Raw genomic sequence first — 13,417 nt, 5'->3', positions numbered from 1 at the left:
CGGTCGGACGCACGTAGCGCCGACCTAGCCGGCAACTATAGCAATGCTAGTTGGTCAGGAGCTGGACCCGCTGGACACTGACGCCAGCTCTCTCGCTGCGTCGGAGTTCGGGTCCAGTTCGATGACACCGTAATCCCAGCCCTTGCGCCGGTAGACGACGCTGGGCCGGTTGGATTCGGCATCCTGGAACAGGTAGAAGTCGTGACCGACGAGCTCCATGAAGTACAGGGCGTCGTCCACGGTCATGGGCGCGGCAGAGAAGACCTTGCGACGTATGACCACCGGGCTGTAGACCTCCTCGGCTTCTTCGGTCTCGCCGGCCTCGTCGGAGACGACCTGGATCGCCCCGGTGCGCACGCGCTCCAGGGTCTCAACGTCGGCCGGGACGATGTCGATCACCGCGAAACCTGACGACGACGCCTCATGCAGCGAGGTGGGCCGGTGCGCGCCCCCACGGTGCACCTTCCGGCGGTCCTTGGCTCGACGCACCCGTTCCAGGAGCCTGCCGAGGGCGATGTCGAAGGCCGCGTACTTGTCGCTGCCCTCGGCTTCGGCCCGGACGATGGGCCCCTTGCCGATGAGCGTGAGTTCGACGCGGTCGTTACCGGCGGCGCCGCTCTTCTCGGTGTGACGACTGACCTTGATTTCCAGGGCGAGGGCCTTGTCGGCGAGGCCGGCGATCTTCTCGGCCTTCTCCGTCGCATATTCCCGGAAGCGATCAGTGATCCCCAGGTTGCGTCCAACGATGTTAGTTTCCATGACGACCTCCAGATCTGGCGAACCGCCCCTGATCCGGGCGATTGGTACGCGCCTTTGGCACAACCGTAGTCGTGCCAGCTGGATAAGTCACAGCTTTTGTCAATCAGTTTCCCGTGAACGATGAATGTCGGGATGGTGCCGTCGTTTTTCCGCGACGGTCGCCGCTCCGACCACCTCACCGCCGGCCTGTCGGAGGGCGCGCCGGGCCTCCAGGAGGGTGGCGCCTGTGGTCACGATGTCGTCGACGAGCAGGATCCGGCTGCCGGCAAGCGGCCTGGTCGCCACCAGCGTGCCGCTGCGGTTGTCCATCCGCTGCTGCCGGCCCAACCCGACCTGGTCCGCGACGCCGGCACGCGGCCGCAGGAGCGCGCTCCCGCGGAGGCCGGCCCGGCTGAGGAGCAGGTCGACGGGGTGGAACCCGCGCGCCCGCCAGGCCCGGCGGGAGGACGGCACGGTGACCAGCACGATGCCACTGGAGACCTGGGTGTGCTCTGCGGCGACCAATGCCGCCCCCACGGCCAGGCGAAGCGCCACGGCGAGCGCCGGAGCGGCATCCGTTCGACCGCCGTCCTTGTACGCCACCAGCACCCTGCCCACCACGCCGGTGTACTCCAACGCGGACCAGACCGTGAGGTCCTCCCGGTAGACCGCCCTCGGCTGGGCACGCAGCGCGCTCAGGCAGGCGGCGCACAGCGCCCGGTCCGGCGTGCCGCAGCCGCTGCACTGGGTGGGCATCAGCACTGCCCAGGCATCGAGGACGGCGGCACGGGTTGCCGCGCGCACCGTCTGCATCACCCCTCGGTCGCTGGTCATCCGGTCAGACTCGCGCGTCGGGGTGATCCCTGCGACCTGACGCGCTCACCTGTGCACTGTCGGCGGCCGCGGCGGCTGGGGAGGAGGGCCGGCTCAGCCGCCGGTGCCCTGCTGGGTGGCCACGAGGGTGACCGCGTCGATACGTTCCTGCCAGCCGATGCCGCGCTGCACCAGGAGTGACCCCTCCACGGACAGCGCCCGCAGGTCGCGCAACAGGTTGCTGCCCGTGATCGAGCGGATTCCCGTCGACGACTCGAGCTGCTCGCTGGTGCCGCCGATCTCGTGGGAGACGACGCGACTTTCTCCGTCTGGCTGCAGGCTCAGGTACGCCACCGTTGCCTGGTCGACCCAGGTCGCATCCATCGGGATTCCGGCGTCGGTGGCCAGCTGCACGGGGTCGCCCAGGCCGACCGGAGCGCCGTTCTCCCGCAGCACACCGGCCACCACGAGGCGCAGCTCGCCGGCCGCGCTCAGCAGCGCGATCACCCGGGTGCCGTCGCGGGAGACCTTGAGCGCGGTGATCGCCGAGGAGTCCAGCCAGGGCGTCGGAATGGCCTGTGCCGCTCCCTGAGTGTTGTACACGAAGAGCTCGTTGGGCCGGTCTCCCGGCACCGACCAGACATAGCCGGAGCCGTCGATGGACGGGGCGATGAGGTTCTGCCGCGGATCGAGCAGCCTGGCATCCTCGCCCACCCTGACTCCGTAGACCCCGGTGGCGGTGAGGGCGGCGGCCGCCGTCTGCGACGGCGACAGCGTGACCGCGCTGGGTGCGAGGGCGGCGACGGACTCCGACAGCCCCGGCAACAGGTTGATCGTCTTGCCGGTCGCGGCAAGGAACCCGAACTCGCCATCGCGCAGCACGAGGGCCCGCGCATCCACCCGGGGGTTCACCACGGGTTCGTTCGCGCCGAGAGCGGCGATGTCCTGAGAGTTCCGGTTGATCGTGACAGTGACCGTGAGCCCGCTGGGCAGGCTGTTCTCCAGCTGGCTCTTCATCCGCTGCAGGGTCAGCCTGTCGGCGTTCAACGCCTCGCTGTTCAGATCCACCTTGGCGTCCCTGGCCACCACGGTGACGGCGTCGGCGGTGAGGGCGGTGCCCTCGGGGAACGCCGACGTCACCGCGCCGGCGAGCCACTCACTGGGTCCGCTGAGCACGCCGTTGACGATCTTGGTCGGCAGGGATGTCCCGCGCGGGTACCACCGCACGTCGGGCACCAGGAATTGGAAGTCCGGGTCGAAGAAATAGAGCGACTGGGCGCTGAAGACGTCCTCGAAGGTGTTCTGGTCGAGAACGGTGCCGTTGGGCGCCGCACTGATCCGCCACTCGCCGTTCACCTGCGCGAACTGGTAGCGCAGTTGCACGTTCGCCGACGCGGCGTCGCCGTGGTACTCACCGATCGCGTTGACCTCGGCCACCGGTCGCACGGACACGAGCATGGTGCTGTCGTCGACGGGCACAACGATGCGCCCAGACCCGTCTTCAACGGTGACACCGGTGTCGGACTTCCAGGTGTCGCTGAAATCCGCCGTCAGGAACTCCCTGGCGATCTCGTAGTTGTTGTCCGGGCTGGTGGCGGCACCGATGAATCCGGTCAGGATCTCCTCCATCGAGGCCCCGTCCCGTGGCCGGTCCGGCAGGAAGACCGGGGCCGGGTTTTCCCCGGCCACCACGTCCTGGCCGGTCTGCACTGCCCCGGTGCGCGGAATGCTCGAGCAGCCGCCGAGCAGGAGGGCCATCGCGGTGACGACGGCGACGAGCCTGGCCGGGCTACGCATGGTGGTCTCTTCTCGGTTCGGCGTGGGGCGACACGAATCCGGCGGTGTCGGCATCCGCCGGCGGCAGCGGGTTGGGCGACACCGTCAGCGCGACGCCGGTTGTGCGGGGCAGGGTCAGTCTGAAGCAGGACCCGGCGCCGGGACTGGACCAGACCTGCAGCCAGCCGCGGTGGGCGGCGGCATCCTCGAGGGAGATGGCCAGGCCGAGCCCGGTGCCGCCGATCGTGCGTTTGCGGGACGGGTCAGCCCGCCAGAACCTGTCGAACACGTGGGTGATCTCGGCCTGGGTCATGCCCATTCCGTAGTCCCGTACCGACAGCGCCACCGCCGATTCGTTGCTGTCCACCGACACGACGATCGGTTTGCCCTCGCCGTGCTCGATGGCGTTGCCGATGAGGTTGTTGACGATGCGGCGCACCCGTCGTGGGTCCATCTCCGCGGCCAGATGCCCGCCGGGCGCGGCCAGCCTGATCTCGCTCCCCTTGGAATCTCCGAGCGAGCGCATGCCGTCGATGACGTCCTCCGCCAGATGCACAAGATTGGTGGGTTCGGATTCGAGCTCGACGGACCCGGCGTCATAGCGGCTGATCTCGAGCAGGTCCGCCAGGAGCAGCTCGAAGCGTTCCACCTGGGTGTGCAGCAGCTCCGCGGTGCGTTCGGTGGCCGGCGGGAAGCTGGCCCGCTGGTCGTAGAGGAGGTCTCCGGCCAGGCGGATCGTGGTGAGAGGGGTGCGGAGCTCGTGCGAGACGTCGGACACAAAACGTTGCTGCACCTCGGACAGGTCGGCCAGTTCCTTGATCTGGCTCTGCAGGCTGTCGGCCATGCCGTTGAACGAACGGGCCAGCGTCGCGATCACGTCCTCGCCCTTTTCGGGGATCCGCACGCCCAGGTCACCGGAGGCGAGTTTCTGGCTGGTCTGGGCCGCCACCTGGATCGGGGCGACCACGAAGCGCACCACGATCCAGGTGACCGCTCCGATCAACACCATCAGGGCCAGGCCGGCGCCGCCCAGGGTCCGCTGCACGAACAGCAGCGTCGATTCGGCGTCGGCGAGGCTGTACCCGATGTACAGCTCGTAGCGCCCGGCGACGGGGACCGTGATCTGGGAGCCGACGACGATTCCGGGCACCGACGAACCGTCGTCGGAGGCCAGAGTCACCGATTGCCAGAACTGCCCGTCGGCGTCGTCCTGCACGGCCTCCCGGATTTCCGGCGAGATGACCGCGGTGGATGATCCGAACGTCGAGGAGTCCTGGGGTGCCACGGTCGACGATTCCTGCCCCGGCACCCTGAAGACGGCGACCAACCGGCTCGACGACGCGGCGGAGATCGACGTGCGGGCTGACTCCAACAGCGTCTGCACCTGCACCCGGTCGACGGCATCCGAGGAGTCCAGGATTCCCTGGGCGGCGCTGGTGGCCCGGTTGGAGTCCACCAGAATCTGGGTCAGCCGCGACTGGAACAGGTCGTTGCCGACACTGACCGACATGTACACGCCGACCAGTCCAATGGCGGCACCCGACGCCAGCACCGTGATGGCGACGGTGCGGAACTGCAGGGAGGAGCGCCAGCTGCGCCGCAACTGCTGGGCCAGGCGGCGCCACGATCCCCACGATCGCCAGTCCAGCCTCAACACGTCCAACCGCGCAGCCACCGGGCCCCTAGCTGGCGGCGCCGGCGCGGTAGCCGACTCCGCGCACGGTCATCACGATGCGCGGGTTGTCAGGGTCGTCTTCGACCTTGGCGCGCAGACGCTGAACGTGCACATTGACCAGCCGGGTGTCGGCCTTGTAGTGATAGCCCCAGACCTGTTCGAGGAGCATCTCACGGGTGAAGACCTGGGCTGGTTTGGAGGCCAACGCCAGCAGCAGGTCGAATTCCAGCGGAGTCAGGTTGATGCTCTGCTCTCCGCGCTTGACCTCGTGGCCGGCGGCGTCGACGACGAGGTCGCCGATCTGCAGACTGGCGGGCGTCTCCACCGGGACCGGTCGCAGCCGGGTACGAATCCGGGCGACGAGCTCCTTGGGGTTGAACGGTTTGACCATGTAGTCGTCCGCGCCGGATTCCAGCCCCTTGACCACATCGGTGGTGTCCGACTTCGCCGTCAGCATGATGATGGGGGTGCCGGACTCGGCCCGGATCAGGCTGCACACCTCGATGCCGTCCAGCCCGGGCAGCATGAGGTCGAGGAGCACCAGGTCGGGCACGACGCTGTGAAACGCGTCAAGGGCCTGCGCCCCGTCCGCACAGAAGTGCGGCTCGAAGCCCTCGCCCTGCAGGACGATGCCGATCATCTCAGCGAGTGCGGGGTCATCGTCGACAACCAAAATGCGTGAGTTCATTGATCCGTTTTCCGCCCGGTCACCGGGCAATAACGCGCACGACACGGGCAATCTCTGGCACAAGAATAGTCGACACGGCTCCGAGATATCGCGCAGGCCACACAGTGCAGTCCGGGTATGCCAGCATGGAGGCGTGACGGACCCAGACTGGCACCCACCGACCACCTCCCCCGGCGTACCTCGCTACGGCGAATACGCCCCGACAGGCGCGCCCGGCACCCCTCCGGCGGCACCGTCCGGCGGCTACCGGCCCAGTGCGCCGCCGGCCTGGGCCCCGCCGCCCAAGCCCGGTCTGATTCCGCTGCGCCCGCTGGGCTTCGGTACCCTGCTCGGCGCTCCCTTCCAGGTTCTGCGGCGCAATCCCAAGGCCACCTTCGGCAGCGCACTGATCGTGCAGGGCGCCACGCTCCTGATTACCCTGGTCGTCGTCGGCCTGGTGAGTTTTTTCGCCCTCAGCCGGGTCGCCTCGGCGCCGGTCGATGAACAGGATGCCGTCGAGGCCGGCGCGATCCTCACCATCGTGCTGTCCGCCCTGATACCTGTCGCCCTGGCCATCGTCGCGTCGGCTCTTCTGCAGGGCGTGATCGTGCTCGAGGTGTCCCGGGCGACCCTGGGTGAGAAGCTGCGCCTGGGCGCGCTGTGGCGCCAGGTGGGTCGGCGGGTGTGGCCACTGGTCGGCTGGACCCTGCTGCTCAGCGCGGCGCTGCTGGTCGGCGTGCTGCTCATCGGCGGACTGGTCTTCGTGTGCGTGCTCCTGGGCGGCGGGTGGATCGCAGCGGCCGTGATCGTCGGTGTCTTCGGCGGACTGGGGCTCCTCGCCCTGGGAGCCTGGGTGAGCACCAAGACCGCCGTCGTCCCGAGCCTGATCGTGCTGGAACGGTTGGGCATCCGGCAGGCGATCCGGCGTTCCTGGTCGTTGACGGGCGGCTTCTTCTGGCGCACCCTGGGTGTTCTGCTGCTGATCACGGTGATCGTGAACGTCGTCGCGCAGATCGTGACCACCCCGCTGTCGCTGTTGTTCAGCGTGGTGCTCAGCCTGATCGACCCGAACGCCGCCTTCGACGCCTACATTCCCGCCATCGTGCTGTACGTCCTCACGCTCCTGATCGCCCTGGTCCTGGGCGCCGTGACCGCCGTCGTGCAGTCGGCCGCCGTTGCCCTGATCTACATCGACCTGCGGATGCGCAAGGAGGGCCTTGACCTGGAGCTGCAGAGGTTCGTCGAAGCGGCCCCCGGCGCCAAGGCCAGCGATCCCTACCTCACCCGCACCGCGCCCGCTGCCGCCGACACTGCGACCCGCCCCGACCCGGGGTCGCCCTGGGCATGATCGCGGGGTGGGGGCCGGTTCTGCCGTGGATGGGGATCCCGGTGGATCCCGGCGCGCCCGACGCGCAGCAGTGGCTGCGCGATGAGCTCGCCAAGGCTCCCTACCAGGCGGCCCAGCCCACCTGGTTCGACAGGCTCTCCCAGGCGATCTTCGACTGGTTCTCTTCGCTGTCCTTCGTCGGCGACGGCAGCGGGGGCTGGATCCCGCTGGTCGCGACGCTGATCGGGATCGCCCTGCTGGTGGCCGCCGTGCTCGTTTTCGGGCTGCCCCGGCGGGCACGGCGCCGCCGGAAGGCCGCGGGACTGTTCGCCGCCGATGATCGCCGCACCGCGGATCAACTGCGTAAATCGGCCGCCGCCGCCGCATCGGCCGGCGACTGGACCCTCGCCAGCGAGGAGGCCTTCCGGGCCATCGCCCAGGGGCTGGCGGAACGCACCATCCTGCGGCCGACACCGGGAACGACGGCGCACCGCGTCGCCGAACTGGCCGGCGACGCCTTCCCCGACGAACGGGCCCGGTTGATCAGTGGCGCGAGCGTATTCGAGAGCGTGCGTTACCTCGGCGGCACCGGAACCGAGCAGGGCTACTCCGCTCTGGTCGACCTCGACGCCGATCTGCGGGCCGCCCGTCCCCGCTCGACGGCGCCGGTGGCTCCGTGAGCGCCGTCACCACCGCGAGTCCGGTGTCGAGCACGCCCACGATTCGCCTCGCGCTGCGGAGGTCCGTGTTCTGGGTCGTCGCGGGGGTCGGCGCCCTGCTCGTGGCCGTCGTCGCCTTCATCCTCACCGGGGCCGGGGGCGCCGCCGGCCCGCGGCTGGGGGCCGACAACCCCGCTCCGACCGGCGGCATGGCCGTCGTCGAGGTGCTCCGCCAGCAGGGGGTGACCGTCGTGCCGGTGGACACCCTCGACGAGGCCGGCGATGCGACGGCCGCGGCCGGGAATGCCACCCTGTTCCTGTCCGACGAGTCCGGCTACCTCAGCACCGACCAGCTCGATCGGCTCGGTGATCTGGCCGGCCGCACCGTTGTCGTTGACCCCGACTTCCGTGCCCTGCAGGCCTTGGCCCCCGAAGTCGGGTTCGGCGGCGTGTCTGGCGCGGACTCCCTCGACGCCGAGTGCCCGGTTCCGGCCGCCGAGCGCGCCGAAACGATCTCACCCGGCGGCAAGACACTCGGCCTGCCCGCGGGCACCGCCGGCTATACGGGCTGCTTCCCCGGCGAGAACGACACCTTCTCGGTGATCGAACGGGTCACGGATGACCGCACCGTCACCCTGGTTGCCGACACCGCGGTGTTCGCCAACGACGAGATCGCCACCTACGGCAATGCCGCGCTGGCCCTCAACCTTCTCGGCGCCACCGACACCCTGGTCTGGTATCTGCCGACCCTGGCCGACGTGCCCGTCACCGGCCCGCCCTCGCTCGGCGCGCTCACGCCCGGCTGGGTGACGCCGGTGCTGCTCCTGCTGGTGGGCGTCGCCGTCACCGCCATGGTGTGGCGCGGCCGCCGGTTCGGCCCCCTGGTCGCCGAGAACCTGCCCGTCGTCGTGCGGGCCAGCGAGACCATGGAAGGGCGCGCGCGGCTGTACGCCCGCGGCAGCGCCCGGCTGCGGGCGGTCGACGCGATCCGGATCGGTGCGGTGGCCCGGATGGCCCAGGCCGCGGGATTGCCCCGGACCGCGCCCCTCGACCAGGTGATCCGCACTGTCGCGGCGCTCACCGCCCTGCCGCCGGAGCGCGTGCACGCCGTGCTCGTCGGTGAGGTGCCGGGCAGCGACGCCGCCATGATGGCGCTGTCGGACGCCATCGACGAACTGGAACGCGCCACCGCCCTCGCCGCCCGCCCGCCCGGCGCCGGGCCCTCCCCCACCGCTCGCCCGTCAACCGGAAGAATGGAACCATGACCAGCCACGCCCCGACATCCGCCGAGACCAGCCCAGCCGACGCCTCGACCGACAGCCTGCGCCGCGCCCTCGCGCAGGTGCGCACCGAGGTCGGCAAGGCCGTCGTCGGGCAGGACGGCGCCGTCACCGGACTGATCATCGCCCTGCTCTCCCGCGGTCACGTGCTGCTGGAAGGCGTACCCGGTGTGGCCAAGACCCTGCTGGTGCGGTCCCTGAGCCACGCGCTCAGCCTGGACACCAAGCGGGTGCAGTTCACCCCCGACCTGATGCCGGGCGACGTGACCGGTTCGCTCATCTACGACGCGAAGGCCGGCGAGTTCGAGTTCCGCAACGGGCCCGTCTTCACGAACATCCTGCTCGCCGACGAGATCAACCGCACACCACCGAAGACCCAGTCCGCCCTGCTGGAGGCGATGGAGGAGCGCCAGGTCAGCGTGGACGGGCTCTCGCTCCCGCTGCCGGAACCGTTCATCGTGGCCGCGACCATGAACCCGATCGAATACGAAGGCACGTACACGCTCCCCGAGGCCCAGCTGGACAGGTTCCTGCTCAAGCTCGTGCTCGACATCCCCGAGCGTGACGTCGAGCTCGAGGTGTTGCGCCGGCACGCCACCGGGTTCAGCCCACGCGACCTCACCGCCGCGGGCGTCACCCCGGTGCTCGGTGCCGCCGAGCTCGCCGCGGCCCAGGCATCCGTCGCCGCCGTCGGTGCGAGCCCCGACGTGCTGGCGTACATCGTCGACCTGGCCAGGGCCACCCGGAACAGCCCGTCGGCCAAACTGGGCGTGAGCCCCCGTGGCACCACCGCCCTCCTCGCCGCGGCCAAGGCCTGGGCGTGGCTGAGCGGTTACGCGTCGATCACCCCCGATCACGTGCAGGCCATGGTGCTGCCAGTCTGGCGACACCGAATCCAACTGCGCCCGGAGGCGGAACTCGAAGGCATCACCGTCGACACGATCCTGCACGGCGTGCTGCAGCAGGTCCAGGTTCCGATCTAGCCGATGACACGCATCCGATGACACTGACCGGCCGCTTCGTCCTCCTCGTCGCCCTCGGCGTCGTGCCCATCGTGCTGCTCGGCGACACGTCCGCGCGGGCACTGGCGGTCCTGGCCGGCTGGCTGCTGCTCGCCCTGACACTCGGGATCATCGACCTGGCCCTCGCCGCGTCGCCGCGGCGGCTGACCCTGGCCCGGGTGTTGCCGTCCAGGGTGCGCCTGGGTGAGGAGGTGACCAGCGAGCTCTATCTGCGCAACGATGGTCCCCGCCGGCTTCGCGGCATCGTCCGCGACGGGTGGCAGCCGTCGGCAGGCGCGGGCAACAACCGCACGGCTGTGACGTTGCCGGCCGGGGAACGACGCCTCGTCGAGCTGACTCTCGTGCCCACCCGGCGCGGAGAACGCACCGCGTCCCACGTGACGGTGCGCTCGATGGGCCCGCTGGGCCTCTGGGCCAGGCAGGCCACCCTCATCGCGCCCGCCCAGATCAGGGTGCTGCCGCCCTTCCACTCCCGCAAACACCTGCCGAGCCGGATCAGCCGGCTCAAGGAGCTCGACGGACGCACCAGCGTGCTCGTGCGCGGCCAGGGTACCGAGTTCGACTCCCTGCGCGAATACGTGCGCGGCGACGACGTGAGGTCCATCGACTGGCGTGCCACCGCGCGCCGCAACGACGTCGTGGTGCGCACCTGGCGGCCCGAACGTGACCGACGCATTGTGATCGTCATCGACACCGGCCGCACCTCCGCCGCCCGGGTCGCCGACGAACCACGGCTGGACACCGCCTTCGAGGCGGCGCTGCTTCTGGCCGCACTGGCGTCCAGGGCCGGTGACAGGGTGGACTTCCTGGCCTGGGACCGCCGGGTGCGGGCCCGGGTGCAGGGCGCGTCGGGAGCCGAACTGCTCAGCCGCATGGTGGACGGCATGGCGCTGATCGAACCCGAGCTCATCGAGATGGACTGGACGGCCCTTCCCGGCCAGATCCGTGGCATCACCGGCCAGCATGCGCTGGTGGTGTTGCTCACCCCGATGGATGCCCCCGGCGCGTCGACGGGGCTGCTATCGGTGCTCGGTCAACTCACCTCGCGGCACACCGTGCTGGTGGCATCGGTGACGGACCCGTCGGTCGCCGGTCTGACCCGCAGCCGAGGGACCCGCGAAGACGTGTACAGGGCCGCGTCGGCGGAACGCACTTTGCTGGACGCCACTCGGGTGGCCGCGGCTGTGCGGCAGCTCGGCGCAGACGTGGTCACCGGTGCCCCCGACGAGCTGCCGCCGGCCCTGGCCGACCGCTACATCGCCCTCAAGGCGGCGGGCCGGCTCTAGTCGGCGACGCTCAGCCGGCGAAGACTCGGGCGCTGCCGGCCTCGAACTCGGCCAGGTCACCGGTCTCGCCCGCGCGCACGGCGCGCCCGCCGAGCACCAGCATGTAGGCGAGAAAGGCCAGCAGGGCCGCAGCGCCGATGCCGATCTTCACCGGCCACGGCCATGGCGCCGGGGTCACAAAGCCCTCGATGATGCCGGACACCAGCAGCACAAAAACCAGTCCGATCGCCACCGTGAACAGCGCGCGGGCATCCTCGGCCAGGGCCTGACCGCGGGTGCGGGCACCCGGCGCGATCCAGGCCCAGAAGATGCGAAGGCCCGCTGCTGCCGCCACGAAGATCGCGGTCAGTTCCAGCAAGCCGTGCGGGGCGATGTAGAGGAAGAACGTGTCGCCCTCGTCGTAGGCGAACATCACCGCCGCGGTGACGCCGAGGTTCTGGGCATTCTGCAGGACGATGTACGGCACGTAGACGCCCAGGATGCCGAACGCGACACACTGCGCCGCGATCCAGGCATTGTTGGTCCACACCCGTCCGGCGAAGGACGCCGCGGGGTTCTCAGAGTAGTAGGAGACGAAGCTCTGGTTCGCGAGTTGCTCCAGCTCGGCGGGAGACCCGAAGTTGGCCAGCACGTCGGGATTGTTGGTGGCCCAGACCGCGTAGAGGCCCGCGACGACAAACGTCACCACGGCCACCGCCAGGGTGAGCCAGCGCAACCTGTACAGCGCGGCCGGTAGCTGGGTGAGGAAGAACCGCGGCAACTGCGAGAGCACATTGGTGCCCGCGCCCGTGAAGCGCAGCCGGGCCCTGGACAGGAGCACCGAGAGCCTGTCGCCCTGCATCGTCGAACCGGCGGCGGTCTTGATGACCGAGAGCTGGGTGGCGCCGGCCTGATAGGCCTGGATCAGTTCGTCGGACTGGGCACCGCTGAGTTGCCGCCGGCGGCCGAGTACGGCCAGGCGGTCCCATTCGGCGCGGTGCGCCGCTGAATACGCGTCAAGATCCATCTGATTCAATAGTAGACATGGCGGAGCCCTGGAAAGCAGCCGATCACGGTGAAGATTCCCTGATCGAGCACGAGCTGGTGACCGGTGAGGCCGTTGCCCTCGATGTTCGCCCGGCGAGCGTGATCCTGCGAGGTGCGGGAACGATGATCGATTGGGTGGCCTACGTCGGCTTCTTCCTGCTCATGGCGCTGGTGGTTTCGAGTTTGTTCGGCGACGGAATCGACGAGGCTTTGGCCCAGGCGCTGGCCATCTCGGGCCTGGTCTTCTCGCTGCTGATCGTGCCGATGCTGGTCGAGACCCTCTCGCACGGACGGTCATTGGGCCGCTGGGCGGTCGGCGCGCGCATCGTGCGGGATGACGGCGGCGCCACCGGGCTGCGGCATTCCTTCATTCGGGCGCTGATGGGCGTGATCGAGATCTTCCTCACCTTCGGCGGACTCGCGGTCACCTGCGCCCTGCTCAACTCCCGTTCCAAACGACTCGGCGACCTCCTGGCCGGCACCTACAGCCAACACGAGAGGGTGCCGCGGTTCAGTGAACCCACCTTTGTGCTGCCGCCGGTCCTGGCGTCCTGGGCCGCGACGGTGGACGTCGCCCGCCTGCCCGATCGACTGTCTCGCCGGGTGGCGCAGTTCCTGCGGCAGGCCCACCAGCTCTCCCCCGACACCCGGGTGCGGCTGGCGGAGGGCCTCGCCGCGGAGGTGGCGCCGTTCGTGTCGCCCCTCCCGGCGGTACCGCCGGAGTACCTTCTCATCGGCGTGGCAGAAGTACGGCGTAACCGCGAGTACAACGGCCATCTGCTCGAGCGCGGCCGGCTTGAGAAGCTCTCTCCGGTCCTCACCGGCCGCCCGCACGACTTCCCCGAGCGCTAACCCCTCCTCTCCCCTTCGCCCGCGAGCTGTGGCTGTCGAGCCCTGGTGAGCCGCCCTGCGGGTCGTGACCGTCCTCGTCGGTCGAGCCTGTCGAGACCCGGTGAGGCCGGCTCTGGGGCTCGTGAGGGGCTCGACCGGGGAGGGTGGGGTTAAACGCAGAAAAGCCACCCCTGGTGGGGTGGCTTTCCTGTGTGTTTCTAAGTTAAGTCCGGCGGTGTCCTACTCTCCCACAGGGTCCCCCCTGCAGTACCATCGGCGCAAAGAGTCTTAGCTTCCGGGTTCGGAATGTGACCGGG

12 protein-coding genes and 1 rRNA gene are annotated in these 13,417 nt (G+C 69.6%); 6 read left to right on the top strand and 7 right to left on the bottom strand.

The genetic code is table 11. From position 1 onward, the window contains the following. Window positions 1-54: 54 nt before the first annotated feature. The 5 genes from hpf to mtrA form a co-directional block, all read right to left on the bottom strand. Window positions 55-759: a ribosome hibernation-promoting factor, HPF/YfiA family gene (gene hpf, locus E3T22_RS18710; protein ID WP_088455321.1), complete on the bottom strand. Its 705-nt coding sequence runs from the start codon at window positions 757-759 to the stop codon at window positions 55-57. A gap of 99 nt (window positions 760-858) precedes the next feature. After that, window positions 859-1,572, bottom strand: a complete 714-nt coding sequence (locus E3T22_RS18705; RefSeq protein WP_134480886.1) for a ComF family protein — start codon at window positions 1,570-1,572, stop codon at window positions 859-861. A 93-nt stretch (window positions 1,573-1,665) separates the two neighbouring features. Then, entirely contained in the window at window positions 1,666-3,348 is a 1,683-nt protein-coding gene (locus E3T22_RS18700; protein WP_165787988.1) for an LpqB family beta-propeller domain-containing protein, read from the bottom strand. After that, entirely contained in the window at window positions 3,341-5,002 is a 1,662-nt protein-coding gene (mtrB, locus tag E3T22_RS18695) for an MtrAB system histidine kinase MtrB (protein ID WP_241983743.1), read from the bottom strand. The genes E3T22_RS18700 and mtrB overlap by 8 nt, the downstream gene beginning before the upstream one ends. A gap of 7 nt (window positions 5,003-5,009) precedes the next feature. After that, window positions 5,010-5,690 carry an MtrAB system response regulator MtrA gene (mtrA, locus tag E3T22_RS18690; protein ID WP_088455317.1) on the bottom strand — a complete coding sequence of 227 codons (681 nt, stop codon included), beginning with the start codon at window positions 5,688-5,690 and terminating at the stop codon, window positions 5,010-5,012. 133 nt (window positions 5,691-5,823) lie between these two features. On the opposite strand from mtrA, the gene E3T22_RS18685 reads away from it, so the two are divergent. The 5 genes from E3T22_RS18685 to E3T22_RS18665 are packed head-to-tail and all read left to right on the top strand — an operon-like array spanning window position 5,824 to window position 11,243. Further along, entirely contained in the window at window positions 5,824-7,017 is a 1,194-nt protein-coding gene (locus E3T22_RS18685; protein WP_134480887.1) for a hypothetical protein, read from the top strand. Between the two features lie 41 nt (window positions 7,018-7,058). Further along, window positions 7,059-7,676: a DUF4129 domain-containing protein gene (locus E3T22_RS18680; protein ID WP_166789335.1), complete on the top strand. Its 618-nt coding sequence runs from the start codon at window positions 7,059-7,061 to the stop codon at window positions 7,674-7,676. Continuing rightward, window positions 7,673-8,920 carry a DUF4350 domain-containing protein gene (locus tag E3T22_RS18675; protein WP_134408138.1) on the top strand — a complete coding sequence of 416 codons (1,248 nt, stop codon included), beginning with the start codon at window positions 7,673-7,675 and terminating at the stop codon, window positions 8,918-8,920. Before E3T22_RS18680 ends, E3T22_RS18675 begins: the two co-directional genes overlap by 4 nt. Then, window positions 8,917-9,918 (top strand): MoxR family ATPase, encoded by a 1,002-nt coding sequence (locus tag E3T22_RS18670; RefSeq protein WP_088455313.1) that lies wholly within the window; start codon window positions 8,917-8,919, stop codon window positions 9,916-9,918. The genes E3T22_RS18675 and E3T22_RS18670 overlap by 4 nt, the downstream gene beginning before the upstream one ends. A gap of 17 nt (window positions 9,919-9,935) precedes the next feature. After that, window positions 9,936-11,243: a DUF58 domain-containing protein gene (locus E3T22_RS18665; protein WP_134480888.1), complete on the top strand. Its 1,308-nt coding sequence runs from the start codon at window positions 9,936-9,938 to the stop codon at window positions 11,241-11,243. 10 nt (window positions 11,244-11,253) lie between these two features. On the opposite strand, the gene E3T22_RS18660 is transcribed toward E3T22_RS18665, so the two are convergent. Then, entirely contained in the window at window positions 11,254-12,249 is a 996-nt protein-coding gene (locus E3T22_RS18660) for a stage II sporulation protein M (protein WP_088455311.1), read from the bottom strand. A 17-nt stretch (window positions 12,250-12,266) separates the two neighbouring features. Between E3T22_RS18660 and E3T22_RS18655 the strand changes: the two genes are divergently transcribed. Then, on the top strand, window positions 12,267-13,121 hold the full coding sequence (locus E3T22_RS18655; protein ID WP_134480889.1) for an RDD family protein: 855 nt from the start codon (window positions 12,267-12,269) through the stop codon (window positions 13,119-13,121). Window positions 13,122-13,327: 206 nt separating this feature from the next. On the opposite strand, the gene rrf is transcribed toward E3T22_RS18655, so the two are convergent. Continuing rightward, window positions 13,328-13,417, bottom strand: a 5S ribosomal RNA gene (gene rrf, locus E3T22_RS18650); the annotation flags it as partial.

The organism is Cryobacterium sp. TMB3-10 (assembly GCF_004402305.1).
Taxonomy (GTDB): Bacteria; Actinomycetota; Actinomycetes; order Actinomycetales; family Microbacteriaceae; genus Cryobacterium; species Cryobacterium zongtaii.
The sequence above is the reverse complement of the archived record's forward strand: the minus strand, read 5'-3'. Positions and strand labels throughout refer to the sequence as shown.

Excerpts from the sequence above, each read along its gene's own strand:
- hpf (WP_088455321.1), bottom strand. The coding sequence starts at position 759 with ATGGAAACTAACATCGTTGGACGCAACCTGGGGATCACTGATCGCTTC.
- E3T22_RS18705 (WP_134480886.1), bottom strand. The coding sequence starts at position 1,572 with ATGACCAGCGACCGAGGGGTGATGCAGACGGTGCGCGCGGCAACCCGT.
- E3T22_RS18700 (WP_165787988.1), bottom strand. The coding sequence starts at position 3,348 with ATGCGTAGCCCGGCCAGGCTCGTCGCCGTCGTCACCGCGATGGCCCTC.
- mtrA (WP_088455317.1), bottom strand. The coding sequence starts at position 5,690 with ATGAACTCACGCATTTTGGTTGTCGACGATGACCCCGCACTCGCTGAG.
- E3T22_RS18670 (WP_088455313.1), top strand. The coding sequence starts at position 8,917 with ATGACCAGCCACGCCCCGACATCCGCCGAGACCAGCCCAGCCGACGCC.
- E3T22_RS18665 (WP_134480888.1), top strand. The coding sequence starts at position 9,936 with ATGACACTGACCGGCCGCTTCGTCCTCCTCGTCGCCCTCGGCGTCGTG.
- E3T22_RS18660 (WP_088455311.1), bottom strand. The coding sequence starts at position 12,249 with ATGGATCTTGACGCGTATTCAGCGGCGCACCGCGCCGAATGGGACCGC.
- E3T22_RS18655 (WP_134480889.1), top strand. The coding sequence starts at position 12,267 with ATGGCGGAGCCCTGGAAAGCAGCCGATCACGGTGAAGATTCCCTGATC.